The sequence below is a fragment of the Spirosoma pollinicola genome (assembly GCF_002831565.1).
Classification (GTDB): domain Bacteria; phylum Bacteroidota; class Bacteroidia; order Cytophagales; family Spirosomataceae; genus Spirosoma; species Spirosoma pollinicola.
In genome coordinates this window covers 1,595,557-1,615,323 of sequence record NZ_CP025096.1, presented here as the reverse complement: position 1 = coordinate 1,615,323, position 19,767 = coordinate 1,595,557, and the positions used below count along the sequence as shown (strand labels likewise).

Below are 19,767 nucleotides of genomic sequence, written 5' to 3'. Positions count from 1 at the left end.
ACCGGCTTATTGTCATGGCATCTCATTCGGCGTCGCTAACAGCGGCCTCACCCTTACCTATTCTGCTTGTATGCGCACCCGTCGTTTCGAATTTGGAGGCTGAGTTGAATCAGTTATTGGAAATGATTCGCTCCGTTTCGGACTCGACGTTACAAGTCATGCAGGTCAATGAAGCGACTCATCCCGAAGTGGTTCGTAGTTTTAACTTTACCTCCTTACCTGCTTTTGCCCTATTGCAGCAGGGAGAGGAATTATGGCAGCATACCGGCCCGATCAACACGCCCGGTTTATTCAGCCATTTACATAAACAGATACAAGAAGCGCTTCTTAAAAACCTTAACAGCATAGCATTATGAATCAGGCAATCGCAAAAAATTTATCCACTTCACCCATAACAACAGAAAGCTGCCATCACGACCATCAGCACTGGCAACAGGTAATCCGTCGGCAGGAAGAAGAAATCCTTCAACTCCGTTCTTTGTTACACGATGTTATGGAGCAGTATAATTGCCGCAGCCTGCGCTACGATGCCGTCGATTACTATCGAGCCTTAAATCACCTGCAATCTGATATCAAACAACTACGCCGGGATATGATTTGCGAAGGCAACGAGTGCCTGCATCAGTCAGAAAATATGGCTTGTGTCAGCACCCGGTTTGGACTGTCGGCAACGATTGAACGACATGCTGCCAAATTAATGAATGACTTTTCACGCGTTAAAGATGGTTGCCTACAGTTTTTTTCAGGTATGATGAGTCTGAATTTGATGTAAACAAATAATCAGTGTATAAATAAAAAGGATGGCCTGTTCCAGAACAGGCCATCCTTTTTATTTATACACTAACAACTTAGCCCAGAGACGCCATTGCTTTGATAACTCCCGTATCGGGATTTAGCCAGCTTTCGAAATCAGCTTCTATTTGATCGAATCGGACCCGGTGCGTAATGTAGTTTGTTGGCTCAACCAGCCCGGCTTTCATACTGGCAATCACATGCTCGAAGTCAGCCCGCGTGGCATTCCGGCTGCTCATCAGGGTAGCCTCCCGCTTATGAAATTCGGGGTGGCTAACGCTGATTTCACTCTTTTGTAAACCTACCAGTACATAGCGGCCGCCGTGGGCCATGTACGAAAAAGCGGTGTTGATGGCACGCAGGCTTCCTGTAGCATCAATGATCACAGTTGGCATATCGCCGTTGGTAATTGCCGCAAGTCGCTCGAAAACATCCGGCGACTGAGCATTTATTGTGTAATGAACACCTAGCCGATTGCGACAAAAATCGAGCCTTTCTTCGTTGATATCCAGCGCAATAACGATGCCCCCATCAATGCGGGCAAACTCCATCGTACCCAACCCAATAGGACCTGCTCCCACAACCAGCACATGTTCGCCCGGTTGGATAGCTGCCCGTCGAACGCCATGAGCACCAATGGCAAGGGGTTCTACCAACGCCAGTTCGTCGTGACTGAGCCCATTACCATGAACCAGTGAATAAGACGGTACAGACAGGTATTCGACCATGCCGCCATCAATATGAACACCCAGGGTCTTAAGTTGAGAGCAGCAATTGGGTTTGCCAGACCGGCAGGCAATGCAGTGTCCACAGTTGAAGTAGGGAATGAAGGTAACAGCCTCACCGGGCACGAAATCGGGGGCGCCATCCGCTTCGACCAGATCGGCGGCTAACTCATGGCCTAGAATACGAGGGTAATTGAAAAATGGCTGTGTGCCTTCAAACGCGTGTAAGTCTGTCCCGCAAATACCAATGCGCCGGATTTTCAGGATAGCCTGACCGGGTGTAAGAACTGGCTTTACGGCTTGCTGGTACGTAAACTTTCGTGGGGTAACACACACTAACGACTCCATATTGATGTATTTCTAACAAAGATTTCACTATCGGCTACTTAAAACAGATTTTTTATAAACCGCCGTTCGCGCATCATTAATAACGCCTTTCCAATTCAAACCAAAGCCAAAATCGTAGCTATTTCCAGCCGAATCAACATAGGGTGCCATATCACGGGGAACGTCTTCGGCCTGTGCTTCTACTGTTTTCATGTCTGCAGGAAATTGCATGGGCAACAGTGCCGATGGCTCATTCAAGCCGGTTACTATATCGAGCAATGCCTGGTCCTGCACGCCAAAATGAGCCAGAATAGCATTTGACTCCTTTTCAAATTCGCGGACAACCGTTGGGTTCGACACTTGCAACGATACAATTACGGGTTTCCCTTTCATTTTAGTGAAGGTTTCCGTTACCATCGTCAGATCGGTGTTGTTTATAGTTTTGGCGGTTTTGCCATTGTACGTTCGATTCGTAAATTTCTCCATTGGGTCGCCACCGGCAATACTTGGGTCACGAGTACCCTGCGCAGTGTAGTTCCCATACTGCAAACTAACCGGGACATAACCCGTGCCGCCCGCTTTGGCCTCTTCTGAATCATACCCTCCTCCCGAATTTGGACTTTGAATGAACACCAGCGCATAATCGGCCTCATCCGGATTGTCGGTTACGGTAAAATATTTTTTGACAATCGCCAGATTGACGGGATAATCCAACTTTTCGGGGGTTTGCATACCCAGAAAATTACGACCAGCCGGTACAAATCGTTTCGGGATATAAACCGTCTTCCCTTTGGTTAAGGGTAATGCCTTGGCTTTGTTTTTCAGCATCACGACCGATTCCAGTTGCGCCTGATAACCAGCTTTCATGAACTCGGACGTACCTACTGCTTTCTGCGACACCTGCGGGTCCAGATATGGATTTTCGAACAGACCAACCCGGAAAATATTTTTCAGCAACCGAACCGCCGACTGCTCGAAACGAGCGCGCATGAAGGTTTCGCCATGTTCTTTAACACCCATCTGGTACGCATCGGTAACGGGTTTGGCTTCATTATTGCCACCAAACTGATCAACGCCATTCATCAGGATTTTGTAGTGCCGCTCTGCAAGGGTCAGTTTTTCAACACCCCATGATTTACCCGTCAGAAACACGTCGACCGCTGTTTCATCAGCCGTAATCAGCCAATCGGTACAAACAACGCCCTCATACTTGTACTTTGTTCGTAGTAAGTCGTTGATAATGTACTTGTTGTAGCTATTACCCACATTCTCGCCATACTTTTTATCCTGATCGAATGAGATGGTGTAATAGGGCATCACTGCCGAAGCCGAGCCTGTTTTTCCTTTCAATTTGAACGCACCATCGAGAAATGGGAGAAAGTGTGTCTGGAAATTTTTTCCCGGATACACCGCATATTTCCCATAACCATAGTGTGCATCACGACCACCCTCGCCCGATCCGCCACCCGGCCAGTGTTTTACCATGGCGTTGACACTGGAGTAGCCCCAGCCACCGGTTATTTCATTGGCTCCCGTTGAGGTCTGAAAGCCATCGATATAAGCCCGCGCCATGTCAGTAGCCAGTTTTGGGTCTTCGCCGAAAGTTCCGCTAACGCGGTTCCAGCGGGGGTCTGTGGCGATATCAATCTGCGGAGAAAGGGCCGTAGCAATACCCAGCGAGCGGTATTCTGTAGCGGCTATCTGCCCGAATTTCTGAACCAGCTCCGGGTTAAACGTAGCCGCTAAACCCAGCGAGCCCGGCCACATGGAAATAGCGCCACCCGCTCCGGCGTTAAACTCCGCATCGGCGCGGGTTCCATGCCGCGGATCGGAGCTGCTATTGATAGGGATACCCAGACCAAGGCTTTCGACCAGCCCCTGTGCGTTGTTGTTCCATTCGGCAGCCGCTTCGGGGCTTTGAACAGAGGTGATCAACACGTGGCGCAGGTTGTCTTTTGTTAAAAATTCCTTTTGCTGATCCGATAAATCAGAAACCTTGCTGCCACTCTGCGCAAATATTTTTCCGTTATAGGTACCAGCAAATGGTCCACCGGCAGCCGCCGGAATAGGTTGGTGTTTACTGTAAAGCATTAAACCCGCAATCTGCTCGACCGATAATTTCGAGGCCAGATCTTTGGCCCGCGCATCGGCCGGGAGACGCCAGTCTTCGTATTTGTCAAGTTTGCCGTTCTTGTTCAGGTCCTTGAATGCGAGCCCTTTGTCAATCAACAGTTTCACACCCGAAGCTGCCGAATAGCCGAGCGTCTGCCCACCTTTGTTCGTAACTTTTGTCCAGCTACCAACTTTTTTTTCAGTCCAGTTCTGGCCGAAGGTGACGGATACAGAGAGGACACTCAGTAAACCGATACAAATGTGTTGCTTCTTCATCGTTAGGTTAGTACTCTTTTTTCGGGAATAATCTAATTCTGAATGCCATAATAGGCCTCCCAGAAAGCAAGCTGAGGCTTTGTAGGCAAGGGATGGCTATCTATAATTTTATCTATCACAATGACGCGATCTGACGATGGGGTATAAACTGGCCAGTTCGGCAGGTTCTTGCCGTTTGGGTTACCCGTTTTAGCAAAATTAGCCCAATAAGACGACATCACATCGGCAATATGCTGGTCAATTGGCTCCCACGGGCGATTTAGTGTATGCAGGTTGTTATAGGCATAGACAATCTCGCCGGAGTGAAACGCACCAAACTGCGATTTTGGATCGGACGCGGGTAAATTTCGGTTGAAATTGTAAACATAGACCGGTGCCTTCCCGGTTTTGGTCTGCATTTTGGCCCATGTATAATCCTGAATGCCAAAGGATTCATCCCGGTTACTGTTCCCCTGCGATTGGGCGGCTTCTTCATCGGTTTGAGTAGGATAAACCGCTAAAAACGCATCAGCCTTATCACCAAATCGCTTTTCAACCTGTTCCCGGTAGGCGTCGGCCTTAGCAGGAGGCCCCATAAGTTTATCATCACCATTCCAGCCAACAAGTAGTGGAACATCGCTTTGACGACCATTTGTATAAATATCCATGACCGACTCAGGCACAACATAGCCATCAACAATGGGGGCGCTTAGTCCACCCGTTGCTTTCAGAACATCGTCGGCAGATTTCGACCGGAGTTCAGCCAATGAGGTAGTACTGAGCGATTTCGCAAACGTAATACCCTGTTGTTCGGCTGCCTGTAGTGTTAGTTTCGGGCGGATGGGGCTTGCCACAAAACTACCACCACTCTCGGCTATAGCCTTTTGAAACAGTCCTTTAGCCAGCGGAGAGGCCGTTAAAAAATTGACGGCAAACGCCCCCGCCGATTGTCCGGCAATGGTGACGTTTGTGGGATCACCACCCAAAGCCGCTATATTCTTCTGCACCCATTGTAAAGCGGCAATCATATCGAGCAGGGCATAATTCCCCGACGCATGATGACCGGATTCCTGCGATAGTTCGGGGTGGGCGAGGAAGCCGAACACACCGAGCCGATAATTGATATTGACAAACACAATGCCTTTTTTGGCCATCGCTTCTCCATCATAAATCGGGCAGGCTCCTCCCCCGCTTCGAAAACCGCCACCGGGAATAAAGACGATAACCGGCCTTTTTTCGGTAGCAGATTTTGCACCTGTCCATACGTTCAGGTAGAGGCAATCTTCACGGATAGGCTGTTCGGGAATCAGAAACTCCGACGACCAGTACATAAAGGGCGCGGGCTTACTCTGCATTGGACTTGGCCCAAACGCCTGACAATTACGAACATCGGCCCAGTTTTTTACTGGCTGAGGAGCTTTCCAGCGCAGATCGCCAACGGGTGGAGCTGCAAATGGAACACCTTTATAAATCCGAATATCGCCTGCTTTGTTGGTGCTTCCCTCAATACGTCCATTTGCTGTTTTGACAACCAGCGACTGACTATTTACAGTGAAGGACAGTGAAAGTAAAGAGGCAAATATGAGTTGTTTCATGTGAGAAATAAACTAAGGTGCTACAGTCCCGTTTTGCTTCAGGATTTTACTAAAAAACAGGATGTGAGAAGGCAGCGAATTTTCCCAGTAGTCCCAGGTATGGGCACCCGGATGCTCCGTATAATCGTGGGCTGTCTGGTTGTAAACTAAACGGCGGTGCAGTTCCCGATTGGGTTCGATCAGGAAATCGTCAACGCCACAGTCGATGATTAATGGTAAACCATTGGCTTTCAGCTTATCGGACATATTCACGACCGAGTTGGCCGCATACAGGTCGGGAGTAGCACCAACAGGGCCCAGGATACGGGTAAAACCAGGGGCTATCTGTTTGGCAAAATCGGGGGTAATTTTCCAATGCGCAGTAGACAGATCTAACGCTCCACTCATGCTACCAGCGGCACAATATAGGTCAGGGTGCCGTGCCGAGAGGTACAATGCCCCGTGACCGCCCATGCTCAAGCCCGTAATAACACGCCCTTTGCGGTCGCGAACCGTACGGTAGGTGTTGTCAATCTTCTCGATAACTTCTTTGGTAATGTAGGTTTCAAAGAGGTTGTCTTTCTGAACAGGACTGTCCAGATACCCACTTAACGCTTCTCCCTCCGGTGTAACAATGATGATATTATACTGATCGGCCAGATTATGCAGCAGCATCTTATCGGGCGTTTTGTTCAGCCAGTCGTTGAACTTGCCACCACCACCGTGAAGTAAGTACAGAACAGGGTACGTCGCCTTGCCTCTGGCATAGGAATTAGGCAGCACCACAGCCGCCCGCAGGTTTTTCTGCATCACCGCCGAGGGGATATCCAGCGAATCGACTTTGGCAGCAAAAGACAGAACTGATAAACTTAAAAGACTAAGTAAGAGTACAAATCGGGTTGGTTTCATGCTTGACAAGTCAGCGTTGTTTATTTGAAAAGAAGGGGCGTATATTCATTGAGGTACTGCCGCCAGTTGATCCACGTATGACCACCGGTAGTTTCTTTATACTGGTATTTAATCTGGTGTTTGTCGAGAAGCGCCAGTGTTTTTTTGTTGGCATCCATCACGAAATCATCCTTCCCGATACCCACCCAGAACAGTTTTTTGTTCTTGTTGAATGCAGGGTCATTCAAGGCTTTGGCATATTTGGTTTCAGCCTCATCAATGGATGCACCGAAGAAACCTGAACTAAACACACCCACATAATTGAATAACTCGGGCCGGGTCAATGAAACATCCAGCGTCTGGAAACCGCCCATCGACAAACCCGCCAGCGCCCGATTTTCGCGATTCGTCAGGGTGCGGTACGTTTTCTCCACGGTGGGCATAATGTCATTAAGAAAATCATTGGCAAACATCGACCGCATGGTATTCATCATTTGTCCGTTCATTCCAGCAGTCGGTGGCATGGGCATACTACCGTTAGGCATTACAACAATCATAGGTTTTGCCTGTCCGGCAGCTATTAAATTGTCGATAATGAACCCGGCCCGACCAATCGTATTCCAGCCAGAATCGTCGTCACCTGCCCCGTGTAATAGATAAAAGACAGGATACTTCGTATTCCCTTTTTCATAACCCGGTGGCGTATACACATGCATCCGGCGCATCATATTTAGTGAACCCGATGAATACCATACCTCGCGCACTTCGCCATGCGGAACGGCTTTATTGTCTTCAAAAGCCGTTTCGGCACCGGGTACTGCCATCATGTTTTCAAGACTACTGATGCCCTGTTTGATGACCGGATTTTTAGGGTCCATTGTTCGAACACCATCCACCATGAGCGTGTACGAATAATAATCCGGCCGAAGCGGCCCCACGATCGCAGACCAGACACCCTGCTCATTTTTGGTCAGGCTAACAGGTTTGCCCCCCGAAAGGAAGTCACCCCCAACTGTTACTTCGCTGGCTTTTGGCGCATAAATCTGAATAGCCACCCGCTTGTCGTCCATTACCTTTGGCGATTTCAAAGTGTCGTTTGGCGTGGGTGTCCGCTGAGGCATCTGGGCCATTGCTCCGGCGGTAAGAAGTGATGCGAAAAGGGCCAGAAAGATGGCGTGTTTACTGGTTGAGTTTTTCATGTGTTTAGGGATTGGCTTGATGGCGCGAGGCTCCAGCCTCGTGCCTGTTATTTTCCGGCCTCAGGCCGGTTTCTAATAAAGTTAAGTAAACCGGCCTGAGGCCGGAAAATAACAGACACGAGGCTGGAGCCTCGCGCCATTAACGCTAACTTCCTTTGTGTCAAAAGTACATAAAGTTAGTATTCATAAAGTTAGCTGCCCGTATTTCCTGTAAATTTTTCCAGACTTACTAGTACGATTTATGGGATTTAGGCAGACGGCATCACTACAGGCAACGATTGCGTAAAAAAAGTCAGCCTCCCTTTGAGTAAGCGCGTACTTTTAATGTCACTTTGGTAGAGTCCAATAAGTTGCCCATTATTACGGTCGTTTCAGATACGGAACGTAACTTGTAGGAGAGCAGAAACGGCTATCCTAATACGAGGTTTACCCGAAATGGCATTTGAGGATATTCAGATTTGTTCTTACATAGTTCGGGCGACCGGTCAAAAGGAATTCGACTTCTACATACCGACACCTCACACGCGCACAAAACGGTAGCCAGCGTTCTGACACTAAAAGAGTAATTATTACCGGGTCTGATAGTCAGCCAGCATTCCCTGATACATCCAGTTAGCCAGAGCCTGACGGTTTTCGGCCAGCAAAAACCGACGTTGATCCTGCTGATTCTGGATGTTGCCAAGTTCAATAAAAACAGTTGGCGGATGGCTGTTCTTCACCACGTACAAACTACCACGGCTGCTCACCCGCCCCAAATAAGGTCGGGAGGGTTGATAGCGCTTATAATTGGCCTGAAACTTTTTATGAATATGCCGGGCTAAGTTCAAACCCGCTCTGCTCTCGGGGTGGTGGTAGAAAAAGACATCAGTCGTTTCGCCTTTGCTGCGGCTATCGACGTGAATAGTGACGAACCGCTGGTATTTCCCTTTATGACGGGCAAACCGGCCATTAACAGCTGTTGTCGTTTGATTCAGCCGTTTCGTCTGATTCAGCGGTATAGTTAGATTCGGATACGCAACTTCGTCATAGTCAATGGGTAATACTGCGGCATCCCGAATACCATCATTACGATCCTGCACGATCATATAAACCGTGGCTCCATGCTGAATGAGTGTTCGGGCTAGTCGAATCGTTACATCGTAGGCATATTCATCTTCGGGGAGTCGTTTGGTGCCGTACAGGCCAATAGCCCCCGGATCGGGACCGCCATGTCCCGACGCCAAATAGTATACCGTACCGCTGAGCTGCCCATCAAGAATCGGAATTTTGGCGTATCGGGGTCCCATTATGGCCAGTGTCTCTGTCAGAATAAGCTTTTTCTTTGCGGTAGCCATCTTTGTTGGCAAAGCAACACGGCTCTTTTTGACAGCATGCACCGTTCGGCGTTTCGTCAATGGTGTTGAATGGTGCCTGGGTCTGATCGTTTCCCTGGTCCGGATTCTATTTATCTTTTTCTTTGGGGGATAAAGCTGGCCTGCTTTTTTCTTTTTTTTGTCGGCTTTACGGTTGACCTTAACATCCGGTCTTCTTCCAGATGAATGAAGATGGGTTCCGTCCAAAAAAGTAGTCCCGGATAGGATAAGGGAAACGATAAGTATAGATAACAGTTGCAATAGACGAATTCGACTGATGAATAATATATATAAAATAGTTGACTTATACGTTGGTCTTCGGACGGTAATCAACAAATAGTGTCACAAATAAACAGCAAATCAGCCCTATTCTGTTCAGAATGATGTATTTACTTATCGTATAGCTCCCTTGTTCCGTGTCATAAAGGATCATTCACCCGGCTGGCCTACACAAGCAAACGCAAAACGGGTCCGTGAGGACACGGACACGCAATTGTTTTTGCATATATATACTGGTTTTCTTACACCAGTTCAGCCAAAGCTTCTTTGGAAAATCCTTTCAATTCATCCATCCGGTTTTGATGGATTTTCTGTACCCATTCGGGATCGGCCAGTAAAGGTCTGCCAACGGCTGCCAGATCAAAATCACCCCGATCAAACCGACGAAGCAGCTCATCCAGCGAACTGGGTTGTGAACTTTCGCCCCGAAAAGCCGCCAGGAATTCACCGTTCAGGCCAATAGAACCCACCGTAATAGTCGCTTTCCCGGTAATCTTTTTGGCCCATCCGGCGAAATTCAGGTCGGAACCGTCAAATTCGGCATCCCAGAAACGACGTTGCGAACAGTGAAAAATATCCACACCAGCATCGGCCAATGGCAACAGCCACGCTTCCATTTCCTGGGGAGTCTTCGCTAGTTTATACGTGTAATCCTGCGTTTTCCACTGCGATAACCGCAGAATAACGGCAAAATCGTCGCCCACTTGCCGTCTAACTTCCTGCACCACTTCCAGCGCAAAGCGATTCCGCTCGGCCAGCGTTTTGCCGCCATATTTATCCGTACGCTTGTTGGTTCCATCCCAGAAAAACTGGTCGATCAGGTAGCTATGGGCGCCGTGAATTTCTACCGTATCGAAACCAAGACGTTTGGCATTGGCAGCCGCCTGCCCGTAAGCAGCAATTGTATCGGCTATATCCGATTCTGTCATGGTTTGACCATTGGTCAGGTCGGGTTTGAGCAGGCCGGATGGTCCTTCAAAAGGGCTTGCGGGAAGCCAGCCCGAAGGATGGTTGTCCATCACGCCCATGTGCCAGATTTGGGGTCCCATCTGCCCGCCTGCATCATGCACATCCGAAATAACATGCTGCCACCCGTTCAGAGCGTTCTGCCCGTAAAAATGGGGAATGTTCGGATCATTGGACGAAGCGACACGGTCAATTACGGTGCCCTCAGACAGAATCAGGCCTACCTCACCAGCAGCTCGTTTACTGTAATAGTCAGCGACATCAGTACCGGGAATCCCATTCGGAGAGAAAGAACGGGTCATTGGTGCCATCACGATTCGATTTCTCAAATTCAGTGATTTGAGTTGAAATGGCTGAAATAATGGATTTTGTTGCATGATAATTTTACTCGTGTTTATGCTTCTTTTGTTAATGAATCGTTTATCGGAAAATCGGAAAGTCCCGATATAAGTTGATAAAAAATTTACTGCTGATTGGTTAAATGTCTTGGTGGATGAATTGTTTCAGAGCCTCTACTCCTTCATCATTTCGTTTATAATAGGTCCATTGACCAATGCGGGTAGCTGTAACCAATCCTACTCGTTGAAGAAGTGATAAATATTCCGAAACGGTCGATTGATTGAGCCCGCATTTGCTCTGAATCTGTCCTACGCACACGCCAGCACCCTTCAATTCGCCAAAATCCTGCACAGGAAAGTGCGTTTCTGGCTCTTTGAGCCAGGTCAGGATTTGTAACCGGGTTTTATTGGAAAGGGCTTTGAAGACGTCTACCTGATTCATAGCGCACAATATCGATAATTTCCGATATTCCCATATGCAACACTGCAACTTCCCGTTTGAGTTCAGCGGGAAGGCTAAAATTCGCGTATTCTCCCCAACGGTTACGACTGCGACGAGGCCCGCACTATCAATTGGGTTGGAATTTTGAGTGACGTCGGCGGGGCCGTTGTTTTCTTGCCCTCAATCAGATTAATCAATTGCTCGGCAGCAAGTTGCCCGATTTCAAGTGACGGTTGTTCGACGGTGGTCATCGCCGGAGCTAGTAAATCGGCCACCGTAATATTGGTAAATCCAATCAGCGAAACTGTTTCAGGAATGGCTACATTCCGTTTTTTCAGGGCAGATAAACACCCAATAGCCAGTCGGTCACCGGCGGCAAAGAACGCATCGGGCGATAGTTTCAATAACTCATCAACAATGGACTCTACTTCATCTGGCCCGAACTGGCCGTATCGAACTAAATTCTCGTCATACACCAATCCATATTGCTCCAGCGCAGCCCGGTAACCAGCCAATCGTTCCTGCGTTACCGAAATATGGGCAGGCATGGTGAGGTGAACAATCCGTTGTCGGCCAGCTTTTATTAAATGTTCTGTGGCGGCAAATGCCCCGCCAAAATTGTCGGCGGTAACGCTCAATGTGTCAAGGTCTTTCGAGATGCGGTCAAAGAGAACGATCGGAAGTTTTTTCTCCTGTAACGCCCGTAAGTACGTTACATCGTGCGTACCGCTAGCCAGCGAAATCAGCAACCCATCCGCCCTTCGGGCAACGGCTTGCTGTACTGTCAACATTTCGCGCTCGTAGGACTCGTGACTCTGGAAAATGATAACATGATATCCCCGGTTATAGGCAATGGCCTCTATCCCATTGATAACTTGTGAGAAAAAATTATTAGCAATCTGAGGGACGATAACGCCGATAACCCGACTGCGATTTTCTTTCAGACTGAGTGCAATTGGATTCGGTCGATAGTTGAGCCGCTCAGCATATTCAGTTACCAGTCGTTTTGTTTCGGGATTGATTTCATAGCTATCCCGCAACGCCCGCGACACGGTCGAGGTTGAGATATTTAATGCACGGGCGATATCTTTTATTGTAATCGTATCCAAGCCTATATTCGTAAAGTGCAAGAAATTGTGATGCAGACAATTCGCTTCTGTTATAAGAGTAACTAGCGTGTCAACTACTCTCAGCCCGGTCATTTATAGACAAACCGAAAAAATGGCAACGTTCCCGATAACGTTTGCATGAATAAATATGGTCAAACACTTCTCTATTACAAAGAACCTACTTATTGTTAAGGAAGGAAATTAGTAGAAGGCTGATGCAGCAAAAATGTATTTTCTACGAAAAAGATAATTTACCGTTTTCTCAGCCGGCACACTCCCGAACAACAAATCGTCCATTCTATCGCCAGTCGATCTATTCCTGAACTACAATGCAATCCTTGTCAACTCAATCCTTACCGTACATTCAATCAGGCATTCCACTTGGCCTACCTGTCGAAAACTGGCAACAGCTTCCTGAGCGAGTCCTGCAATTTGGCACGGGCGTTTTACTGCGCGGTCTCCCCGATTACCTGATCGACAAAGCCAACCGACAGGGTATTTTTAACGGACGAATCGTGGTCATAAAATCGACCGACGGGGGTGATATGAATGCCTTTGCTCGGCAGGATAACCTCTATACACTTTGTATTCGCGGTATTCAGGACGGGCAGACCGTTGAGGAAAATGTAGTCTGTTCGGCCATCAGCCGCGTTTTGTCGGCCAAACAACAGTGGGACGATATTTTACGGGTAGCCATCAGCCCTGATTTGCAGATTGTTATCTCGAACACGACTGAAGTCGGCATTCAATTAGTGCAGGACGACGTTCGGCAGTCGCCACCCGAATCTTTTCCTGGCAAACTCCTTGCGGTATTGTACGCACGTTATCAGGCATTTAACGGCGCATCAGATAAAGGTCTGGTGATTGTTCCAACCGAACTCATTTCGGATAATGCCACTAAACTGGAAGCTATTTTACTGGAACTGGCCCACCGGAACGAGCTTGACGGCGCGTTTATCGACTGGCTCGAAACAGCAAATACCTACTGTAATTCGCTAGTAGACCGCATTGTACCGGGTCGCCCTGACTCGGCAACGCAACAGGAGCTTACCGGGCAACTTGGTTACGAAGATGAGTTATTAACGATTTCGGAGGTTTACCGGCTTTGGGCGATTCAGGGAAATGAACAGGTTAAGAATATCCTCTCATTCCATCAGGCCGACGACTGCATTTTCATTCGTCCCAACATTGATTTGTTCCGCGAGTTGAAATTACGGTTGCTAAACGGCACCCACACCCTGAGTTGCGGCCTGGCCTATTTAGGCGGTTTCAACACCGTTCGCGCAGCAATGGAAGATGAAGTTCTATCAACCTTTATCAGCCGGGTAATGCTGGACGAGTTGATTCCGGGGATTCCATATGCCGTTGATCCGGCCGATGCAGAACGCTTTGGTTCTCAGGTATTGGATCGCTTTCGTAACTCGTTTATCGAGCACCGCTGGTTGGGAATTACCATGCAGTATACGGCTAAAATGCAGATGCGTAATGTGCAGACATTGCTTCACTACTATCAGCAATTCGGTACGGACCAGCCTGTAACACCTGCCTATTTTTCACTCGGATTTGCAGCTTATCTGCTCTTTATGCGGGGAACAAAACAGCAGGGCGATACGTGGTACGGCGAACGAAATGGAGAAGTATATCCAATCAACGATGCACAGGCACCGTATTTTGCAGACCTCTGGGCAACGCTCACTCCTGCCGAATTAACCCATACTGTATTGGCAAACACCACATTGTGGGGGCATGATTTGAGCAAACTGCCCGGTTTTGCCGATTCAGTAAGCGGCAACCTGTCTCAATTACTGGAAACGGGCGTTTTAGCAACCCTGGCTACTCAGTTAGATACTGGTACAATCGTTTAGCGTGTTCAACCCCACGCCAGAATTAATGCTTACCTACTTACCAATTGGGTATAAAACAGGAAAAACGTACTCTTTCCTCTAATTTCAACGAAGGCAGAGACCGCCTTCTTTACAACGATCTCAACAGCGCCCATTAACGTATATGACCAAAATCTGCTGCTTCGGCGAACTACTTTTACGATTTTCACCCATTGCCAATGGCGAGTGGATTCGGCAGGCATCTATGCCCGTTTTTGTGGGTGGAGCCGAGCTAAATGTGGCGACGGCCCTTGCCAACTGGGGCATTCCGGTAAAATACAGCACTGTTCTCCCAATTAATTCCCTGGCCGATGATATCATAAACTACGTTGACAGTAAGGGTATAGATGGTAGCGGCATTGTTCGGTTTGGGCAACGTGTGGGCAGTTATTACCTGCCGCAGGGCACCGACCTAAAAAATGCGGGTGTGATCTATGACCGCGCTCATTCCTCGTTTTCTGAACTCGCTTCCGGTAAAGTTGACTGGGATCTGGTGTTGCAGGACACGAGCTGGCTGCACGTCAGTGCTATCAGTCCGGCCCTCAGTGCCGAGGTTGCCGGGGCTTGCCAAGAGTTGATGGCGGTAGCCTCCGCGAAAGGCATTACCATTTCGATAGACCTTAACCACCGGGCGCGGCTTTGGCAATACGGCATGGCCCCTACCGATGTTATGCCCGGCTTACTGGCCTACTGCGATGTGGTGATGGGCAATATCTGGGCGGCCAATGCCTTGCTGGACATTCCGGTCGATGCCGATATTCATGCCAAAGGACAGCAGGTCGATTATGTTGCCCACGCACTCGCTACGTCCGAGGCCCTTCAGAAACGGTTTTCGCGCGTTAAGGTGGTTGCCAACACCTTCCGGTTCGACACGCCCACAACGGGCCTTCGCTACTACACAACGCTATTTATGGATGGACAGCAATATGTTTCACCCGAGTTGCTAACCGACGCTGTGGTTGACCGGGTGGGTAGTGGCGACTGCTACATGGCGGGTCTTATTTATGGACTTTATAACCAGCACGCACCGCAGGATGTCGTCAACTTTGCTGCTGAAGCTGCCTTTGGCAAATTGCAGGAATTGGGCGACGCAACGAACCAGACTATCAGTGAGATTACAAACCGTTTTTCTACCTTAACACTATAGAACGCAGATTTTTATGGTTTTTAAGAGTAATTATGATTTTAACTCTTTCTTCCAAAAAAAGTCATAGCTGAACCATAACGATCATAAAAATCTGTGTTCCCTCACCCTAAATTCCTTATGTCAGCATTCACTCCTGATCAAATCCTTAATCTGGTTATCAACCACCCAATAGTCCCTGTATTTTACAACCCCGATGTTGCGCATGCACAGGCCATTGTGCAAGCTTGTTACGATGGCGGTTTACGGGTGTTTGAGTTCACAAACCGGGGCGACATGGCGCTATCTGTTTTCACGGATCTGGTACGCTATGTTCGTGCGAATTGCCCCGATATGGCAATGGGTATCGGCACCATTTTGACAGGAGCCGATGCCGAAAAATTTCTGGATGCTGGTGCTGACTTTGTTGTACAGCCTGTTACAACAGCCGAAGTCGGGGACGTTTGCCGGGCACGGGGCGTATCATGGGTACCTGCAGGTTCGTCTCTGAACGAAATTTATCAGGCCACGCTGCTGGGTGCCGATCTAGTAAAGGTCTTTCCGGGCAATGTTGTCGGTCCCGACTTTATCAAGGCTATTAAAGGCCCAATGCCCGGCCTCAAATTGATGGTAACGGGTGGCGTTGAACCCACCATCGCCAGCTTGTCGGCCTGGTTCCGGGCGGGCGTAACGGCCGTGGGTATTGGTTCGCAACTGTTTTCAGGACAAAATTCATCGCCCGAAGCCCTTCGCGACCGGGTTGCCGCTCTGGTTCAGCTTGTCGCCACCTTTATTCCAAAACCAGCATGAACAAGCCTCTGGGTAATTACCGCTGGACAATCGTGGCGCTGCTGTTTTTCGCTACCACCATCAACTACCTCGACCGCCAGGTTGTGGGTTTGTTGAAACCAACGCTTGAGAAAGAGTTCAACTGGTCGGAGTTGGATTACAGCCGCATCATTCAGGTTTTTTCGGCCGCCTACGCCATTGGTTTGCTTGTTTTTGGTCGTTTCGTTGACCGGATAGGTACCAAAGTGGGGTACACCATTGCCATAATTTTCTGGAGTATAGCCGCAATGGGCCATGCGCTGGCAACCAGTACGCTTGGGTTTATTTTCGCCCGTATTGGCCTTGGACTGGGCGAGGCAGGTAATTTTCCGGCGGCTATTAAAACCGTGGCGGAGTGGTTCCCTAAAAAGGAACGCGCCCTGGCAACGGGGATTTTCAACTCAGGGGCTAACATTGGAGCCGTTGTCGCCCCCATTCTGGTGCCCTGGATTCTGGGTATTTATGGCTGGCAAATGGCCTTCATCGTTACGGGTGCCATTGGCTTTATCTGGCTGGTTGTCTGGCACTTCACCTACGAGATACCCGCCAAACAAGCCAAACTGTCGAAGGCTGAATTCGACTACATTCACAGCGACAACGAAACCACACCCGATGACGTTGCCGACCACGGCAAGCCCGTATCCTGGGCCGAATTGCTGAGTGTTCGCCAAACCTGGGCCTTCGTTTTTGGCAAGATGCTCACCGACCCGATCTGGTGGTTTTTCCTCTTCTGGTTACAGGACTATTTCTCGACAACCTTCCACCTCGATACGAAAAAACCCAACCTGTATCTGGCAGTATTGTATACACTGGTCAGTATTGGCAGTATTGGCGGAGGTTACCTGTCGTCGGCCCTTATCAGTCGGGGATGGAGCGTATGGAAAGCCCGCAAAACATCCATGCTCATCTTTGCGCTGCTGGTTATCCCGGTGATTGCCGTACGCTATGGCCCTGATATATGGACTACAGTTGCCCTGATTGGCCTGGCCGGAGCCGCCCACCAGGCATGGAGTGCGAATATCTTCACCACTGCTTCGGATATGTTCCCTAAGCGGGCCGTGAGTTCAATAGTTGGTATTGGCAGTATGGCCGGTTCGGTTGGCGGGATAATTTTTCCCGAAATCGTTGGCCGTATTTTAGACAACTATAAAAAGGTGGGTGATCTGCAAACGGGCTATGGCATCATCTTCCTTATGTGCGGTTCGGCCTATATGCTGGCTTGGCTGGTCATGCACTTGCTCGCCCCGACGATGCAGCCTGTGAAGTTAAGGCAGATTGAGACAGAGGAAGTGGTGTAGGACAAGTTGAATCTTACCACCCCCAACCCCCTCCTAAAACAGGAGGGGGCTTTGAAATGGGGCATGCCTGTCCTAGTCCCTTCTGTTGTAAGTGGAACCGGGAGTGGAATATCCTTCGGCATAGCCCCCTCCTGTTTTAGGAGGGGGATGGGGGTGGTAAAAGGCGGTGGTAAACTCCACAACCCCACAACTCCGCCCCCCTCATAATTCAGTTCATTTAGTAACCTATATATATAACCTATTCATAACTAATGCTTCTAACCATAAACTATCTATACAATGGAAATCACGGCCTCTCACCCGCTGGCCTTACCCGTAGGCGTTACCCTCGACCGGTATATCATGCACCGGCAAACAGCGTTCCCCTACGCCACCGGCGAACTATCCCAATTGCTGCGTGACATTGCGCTGGCCGGAAAAATAATTCACCGCGAAGTAAATCGGGCTGGGTTGATCGACCTAACCGGAGGCATGGGCGTCCAGAATGTGCAGGGAGAGAGCCAGCAAAAGCTGGATATGATTGCCAATATCCGGTTCAGCCGTGCGCTGAAAAATGGCGGAGAAGCCTGCGCTATTATCTCCGAGGAAGACGAAGACATTATTTATACGGGTAACAATAACGGCAAATATGTGGTAGCCATCGACCCGCTGGATGGCTCATCGAACATTGACGTGAACGTGTCTATTGGCACGATCTTTTCCATTTATCGCCGTATAACGCCAATCGGTTCTGAGCCACAATTAGCTGACTTTCTGCAAGGTGGCCGTCGGCAGGTGGCGGCTGGGTATATTCTGTACGGTTCCTCAACCATCCTGGTGTATACCACCGGCCATAGTGCAAACGGCTTTACGTACGATGCCTCGTTAGGTGAATTTATCCTCTCCCACCCCGACATTCACAGCCCGGCCGATGGCCAGATTTATTCCTGCAACGACGGAAACTGGAATGGTTACGAGGAGGGCATTCGGGAGTATTTGACCGATTGCCGGAACAAGCAATATACCGCTCGCTACATCGGCTCACTGGTAGGTGATTTCCACCGAAACCTGCTTAAAGGGGGCATTTACCTCTATCCGGCAACGAAGAAGAATCCCGATGGCAAATTACGCTTACTATATGAGGCTTTCCCGTTGGCATTCCTGGCCGAAATGGCCGGGTGTTTAGCCACCTCGGGGCACCAGTCAACCCTGGATATCAAACCGACAAGTTTACACCAGCGTACACCTCTATTTATTGGTTCGCCGGTTATGGTCGAGAGTCTGGTGAGTTTACTGGTGTGAATGGGGTTCAATCCGGGAAGGCGGTGACGAAAGTTTATAAGTAGGTTTGAGCAAAAGGATATTTATAGCTATTTAGCGGTTTACAAATCTATTTTTCTTACAGGGGTCATCCGTGCCCATTGTCAGGATTCAGCTATATCGTAACGTCTGATGGGTCAATACACACATATAAATCGAATACTGGTTGCTTTAGACTGTATCATCTTCGGGTATGATGGCGATGAGCTAAAGCTTTTGTTAATCAAGCGAAACTTTGAGCCAGAACAGGGCCGATGGTCATTGATGGGTGGTTTTCTTAGAGAAGAAGAGGATCTTGAAGCAGCCGCCCAGCGTATTTTGTACGATCTTACCGGCCTGAACAACACCTATCTCGAACAGTTGCAGACGTTTGGTTCTGTAAATCGGGACCCTGTGGAGCGAACGATATCGGTCGTCTATTATTCGCTGGTCAATATTCAGGATCAGGACGTTAACGCCTTACGAACACATAATGCCTCCTGGATTAGTCTGAGCGAGAAACCTAACCTGATTTTCGACCACAATACAATGGTCGAACAGGCACTACACCGCCTGCGGTACAAGGCTGCTTTGCACGCCATTGGTTTCGAACTCCTGCCCGAAAAATTCACTATTCCCCAGCTTCAAAAAGTATACGAAGCCATTTATACCAAACAACTCGACCGTCGTAATTTCAGCCGGAAAATCCTGTCAACAGACCTGTTGATTGGTACGGGCGAGAAAGACACGGTCTCGGTAACGAAAAAAGGGCAGCTCTACCGGCTGAACGCCGAAAAATACCAACAGTATCTTACAGACTATGTTAGCTTTTTCCCTGAGTTGACGCTGGCCTAACTTTATCTCACTTGTAGTCCTAAACCTATAAGCCGGAGCGGTCTAAAGGCCGAAACGTCGGCCCGGCTTATAGGTTTAGAAAAATAATTACGTTTTCTCATGGAAATAGCTAATAATGTGGTAGTATTGTGTCAACTAAACACT

17 protein-coding genes are annotated in these 19,767 nt (G+C 48.8%); 8 read left to right on the top strand and 9 right to left on the bottom strand.

Going from position 1 to position 19,767, the window contains the following annotated elements; translation table 11 throughout:
* The first annotated feature begins 14 nt into the window (after nucleotides 1–14).
* Nucleotides 15–356, top strand: a complete 342-nt coding sequence (locus tag CWM47_RS06855; RefSeq protein WP_100987280.1) for a thioredoxin family protein — start codon at nucleotides 15–17, stop codon at nucleotides 354–356.
* Nucleotides 353–772, top strand: a complete 420-nt coding sequence (locus tag CWM47_RS06850) for a hypothetical protein (protein ID WP_100987279.1) — start codon at nucleotides 353–355, stop codon at nucleotides 770–772. Before CWM47_RS06855 ends, CWM47_RS06850 begins: the two co-directional genes overlap by 4 nt.
* A 76-nt stretch (nucleotides 773–848) precedes the next feature.
* On the opposite strand, the gene CWM47_RS06845 is transcribed toward CWM47_RS06850, so the two are convergent.
* The 9 genes from CWM47_RS06845 to CWM47_RS06805 form a co-directional block, all read right to left on the bottom strand.
* Nucleotides 849–1,865, bottom strand: a complete 1,017-nt coding sequence (locus tag CWM47_RS06845; protein WP_100987278.1) for a zinc-binding alcohol dehydrogenase family protein — start codon at nucleotides 1,863–1,865, stop codon at nucleotides 849–851.
* Between the two features lie 27 nt (nucleotides 1,866–1,892).
* Nucleotides 1,893–4,232 carry a glycoside hydrolase family 3 protein gene (locus CWM47_RS06840; RefSeq protein ID WP_100987277.1) on the bottom strand — a complete coding sequence of 780 codons (2,340 nt, stop codon included), beginning with the start codon at nucleotides 4,230–4,232 and terminating at the stop codon, nucleotides 1,893–1,895.
* 32 nt (nucleotides 4,233–4,264) lie between these two features.
* Complete coding sequence (locus CWM47_RS06835; protein WP_100987276.1) at nucleotides 4,265–5,806, bottom strand: carboxylesterase/lipase family protein; 1,542 nt, start codon at nucleotides 5,804–5,806, stop codon at nucleotides 4,265–4,267.
* A 12-nt stretch (nucleotides 5,807–5,818) separates the two neighbouring features.
* Complete coding sequence (locus tag CWM47_RS06830) at nucleotides 5,819–6,694, bottom strand: alpha/beta hydrolase (RefSeq protein WP_100987275.1); 876 nt, start codon at nucleotides 6,692–6,694, stop codon at nucleotides 5,819–5,821.
* A 20-nt stretch (nucleotides 6,695–6,714) separates the two neighbouring features.
* Complete coding sequence (locus CWM47_RS06825) at nucleotides 6,715–7,872, bottom strand: esterase (protein ID WP_100987274.1); 1,158 nt, start codon at nucleotides 7,870–7,872, stop codon at nucleotides 6,715–6,717.
* 569 nt (nucleotides 7,873–8,441) lie between these two features.
* Complete coding sequence (locus tag CWM47_RS06820; RefSeq protein WP_317046722.1) at nucleotides 8,442–9,266, bottom strand: N-acetylmuramoyl-L-alanine amidase family protein; 825 nt, start codon at nucleotides 9,264–9,266, stop codon at nucleotides 8,442–8,444.
* Between the two features lie 479 nt (nucleotides 9,267–9,745).
* A complete protein-coding gene (locus CWM47_RS06815) occupies nucleotides 9,746–10,846 on the bottom strand; it encodes an NADH:flavin oxidoreductase (RefSeq protein WP_100987272.1) in 1,101 nt (366 codons plus the stop codon).
* A gap of 100 nt (nucleotides 10,847–10,946) precedes the next feature.
* Complete coding sequence (locus tag CWM47_RS06810; protein ID WP_100987271.1) at nucleotides 10,947–11,249, bottom strand: ArsR/SmtB family transcription factor; 303 nt, start codon at nucleotides 11,247–11,249, stop codon at nucleotides 10,947–10,949.
* A 101-nt stretch (nucleotides 11,250–11,350) separates the two neighbouring features.
* Nucleotides 11,351–12,358: a LacI family DNA-binding transcriptional regulator gene (locus tag CWM47_RS06805; protein WP_100987270.1), complete on the bottom strand. Its 1,008-nt coding sequence runs from the start codon at nucleotides 12,356–12,358 to the stop codon at nucleotides 11,351–11,353.
* Nucleotides 12,359–12,687: 329 nt separating this feature from the next.
* On the opposite strand from CWM47_RS06805, the gene CWM47_RS06800 reads away from it, so the two are divergent.
* From CWM47_RS06800 to CWM47_RS06775, 6 genes are all read left to right on the top strand, one after another.
* Nucleotides 12,688–14,223 carry a tagaturonate reductase gene (locus CWM47_RS06800; RefSeq protein ID WP_100987269.1) on the top strand — a complete coding sequence of 512 codons (1,536 nt, stop codon included), beginning with the start codon at nucleotides 12,688–12,690 and terminating at the stop codon, nucleotides 14,221–14,223.
* A gap of 142 nt (nucleotides 14,224–14,365) precedes the next feature.
* A complete protein-coding gene (locus CWM47_RS06795; RefSeq protein ID WP_100987268.1) occupies nucleotides 14,366–15,388 on the top strand; it encodes a sugar kinase in 1,023 nt (340 codons plus the stop codon).
* A 117-nt stretch (nucleotides 15,389–15,505) separates the two neighbouring features.
* Complete coding sequence (locus tag CWM47_RS06790) at nucleotides 15,506–16,174, top strand: beta/alpha barrel domain-containing protein (RefSeq protein WP_100987267.1); 669 nt, start codon at nucleotides 15,506–15,508, stop codon at nucleotides 16,172–16,174.
* Nucleotides 16,171–17,490: an MFS transporter gene (locus CWM47_RS06785; protein WP_100987266.1), complete on the top strand. Its 1,320-nt coding sequence runs from the start codon at nucleotides 16,171–16,173 to the stop codon at nucleotides 17,488–17,490. Before CWM47_RS06790 ends, CWM47_RS06785 begins: the two co-directional genes overlap by 4 nt.
* Nucleotides 17,491–17,769: 279 nt before the next feature.
* Complete coding sequence (gene fbp, locus CWM47_RS06780; RefSeq protein ID WP_100987265.1) at nucleotides 17,770–18,771, top strand: class 1 fructose-bisphosphatase; 1,002 nt, start codon at nucleotides 17,770–17,772, stop codon at nucleotides 18,769–18,771.
* Between the two features lie 150 nt (nucleotides 18,772–18,921).
* The gene (locus CWM47_RS06775) at nucleotides 18,922–19,623 is read left to right on the top strand and encodes an NUDIX hydrolase (protein WP_100987264.1); all 702 of its coding nucleotides are present in this window, start codon (nucleotides 18,922–18,924) and stop codon (nucleotides 19,621–19,623) included.
* Nucleotides 19,624–19,767 lie beyond the last annotated feature (144 nt).

Coding starts and splice junctions, on each gene's coding strand:
- CWM47_RS06800 (WP_100987269.1), top strand. CDS start 12,688: ATGCAATCCTTGTCAACTCAATCCTTACCGTACATTCAATCAGGCATT.
- CWM47_RS06790 (WP_100987267.1), top strand. CDS start 15,506: ATGTCAGCATTCACTCCTGATCAAATCCTTAATCTGGTTATCAACCAC.
- fbp (WP_100987265.1), top strand. CDS start 17,770: ATGGAAATCACGGCCTCTCACCCGCTGGCCTTACCCGTAGGCGTTACC.
- CWM47_RS06855 (WP_100987280.1), top strand. CDS start 15: ATGGCATCTCATTCGGCGTCGCTAACAGCGGCCTCACCCTTACCTATT.
- CWM47_RS06815 (WP_100987272.1), bottom strand. CDS start 10,846: ATGCAACAAAATCCATTATTTCAGCCATTTCAACTCAAATCACTGAAT.
- CWM47_RS06810 (WP_100987271.1), bottom strand. CDS start 11,249: ATGAATCAGGTAGACGTCTTCAAAGCCCTTTCCAATAAAACCCGGTTA.
- CWM47_RS06850 (WP_100987279.1), top strand. CDS start 353: ATGAATCAGGCAATCGCAAAAAATTTATCCACTTCACCCATAACAACA.
- CWM47_RS06835 (WP_100987276.1), bottom strand. CDS start 5,806: ATGAAACAACTCATATTTGCCTCTTTACTTTCACTGTCCTTCACTGTA.
- CWM47_RS06830 (WP_100987275.1), bottom strand. CDS start 6,694: ATGAAACCAACCCGATTTGTACTCTTACTTAGTCTTTTAAGTTTATCA.
- CWM47_RS06825 (WP_100987274.1), bottom strand. CDS start 7,872: ATGAAAAACTCAACCAGTAAACACGCCATCTTTCTGGCCCTTTTCGCA.
- CWM47_RS06795 (WP_100987268.1), top strand. CDS start 14,366: ATGACCAAAATCTGCTGCTTCGGCGAACTACTTTTACGATTTTCACCC.
- CWM47_RS06775 (WP_100987264.1), top strand. CDS start 18,922: ATGGGTCAATACACACATATAAATCGAATACTGGTTGCTTTAGACTGT.
- CWM47_RS06845 (WP_100987278.1), bottom strand. CDS start 1,865: ATGGAGTCGTTAGTGTGTGTTACCCCACGAAAGTTTACGTACCAGCAA.
- CWM47_RS06840 (WP_100987277.1), bottom strand. CDS start 4,232: ATGAAGAAGCAACACATTTGTATCGGTTTACTGAGTGTCCTCTCTGTA.
- CWM47_RS06785 (WP_100987266.1), top strand. CDS start 16,171: ATGAACAAGCCTCTGGGTAATTACCGCTGGACAATCGTGGCGCTGCTG.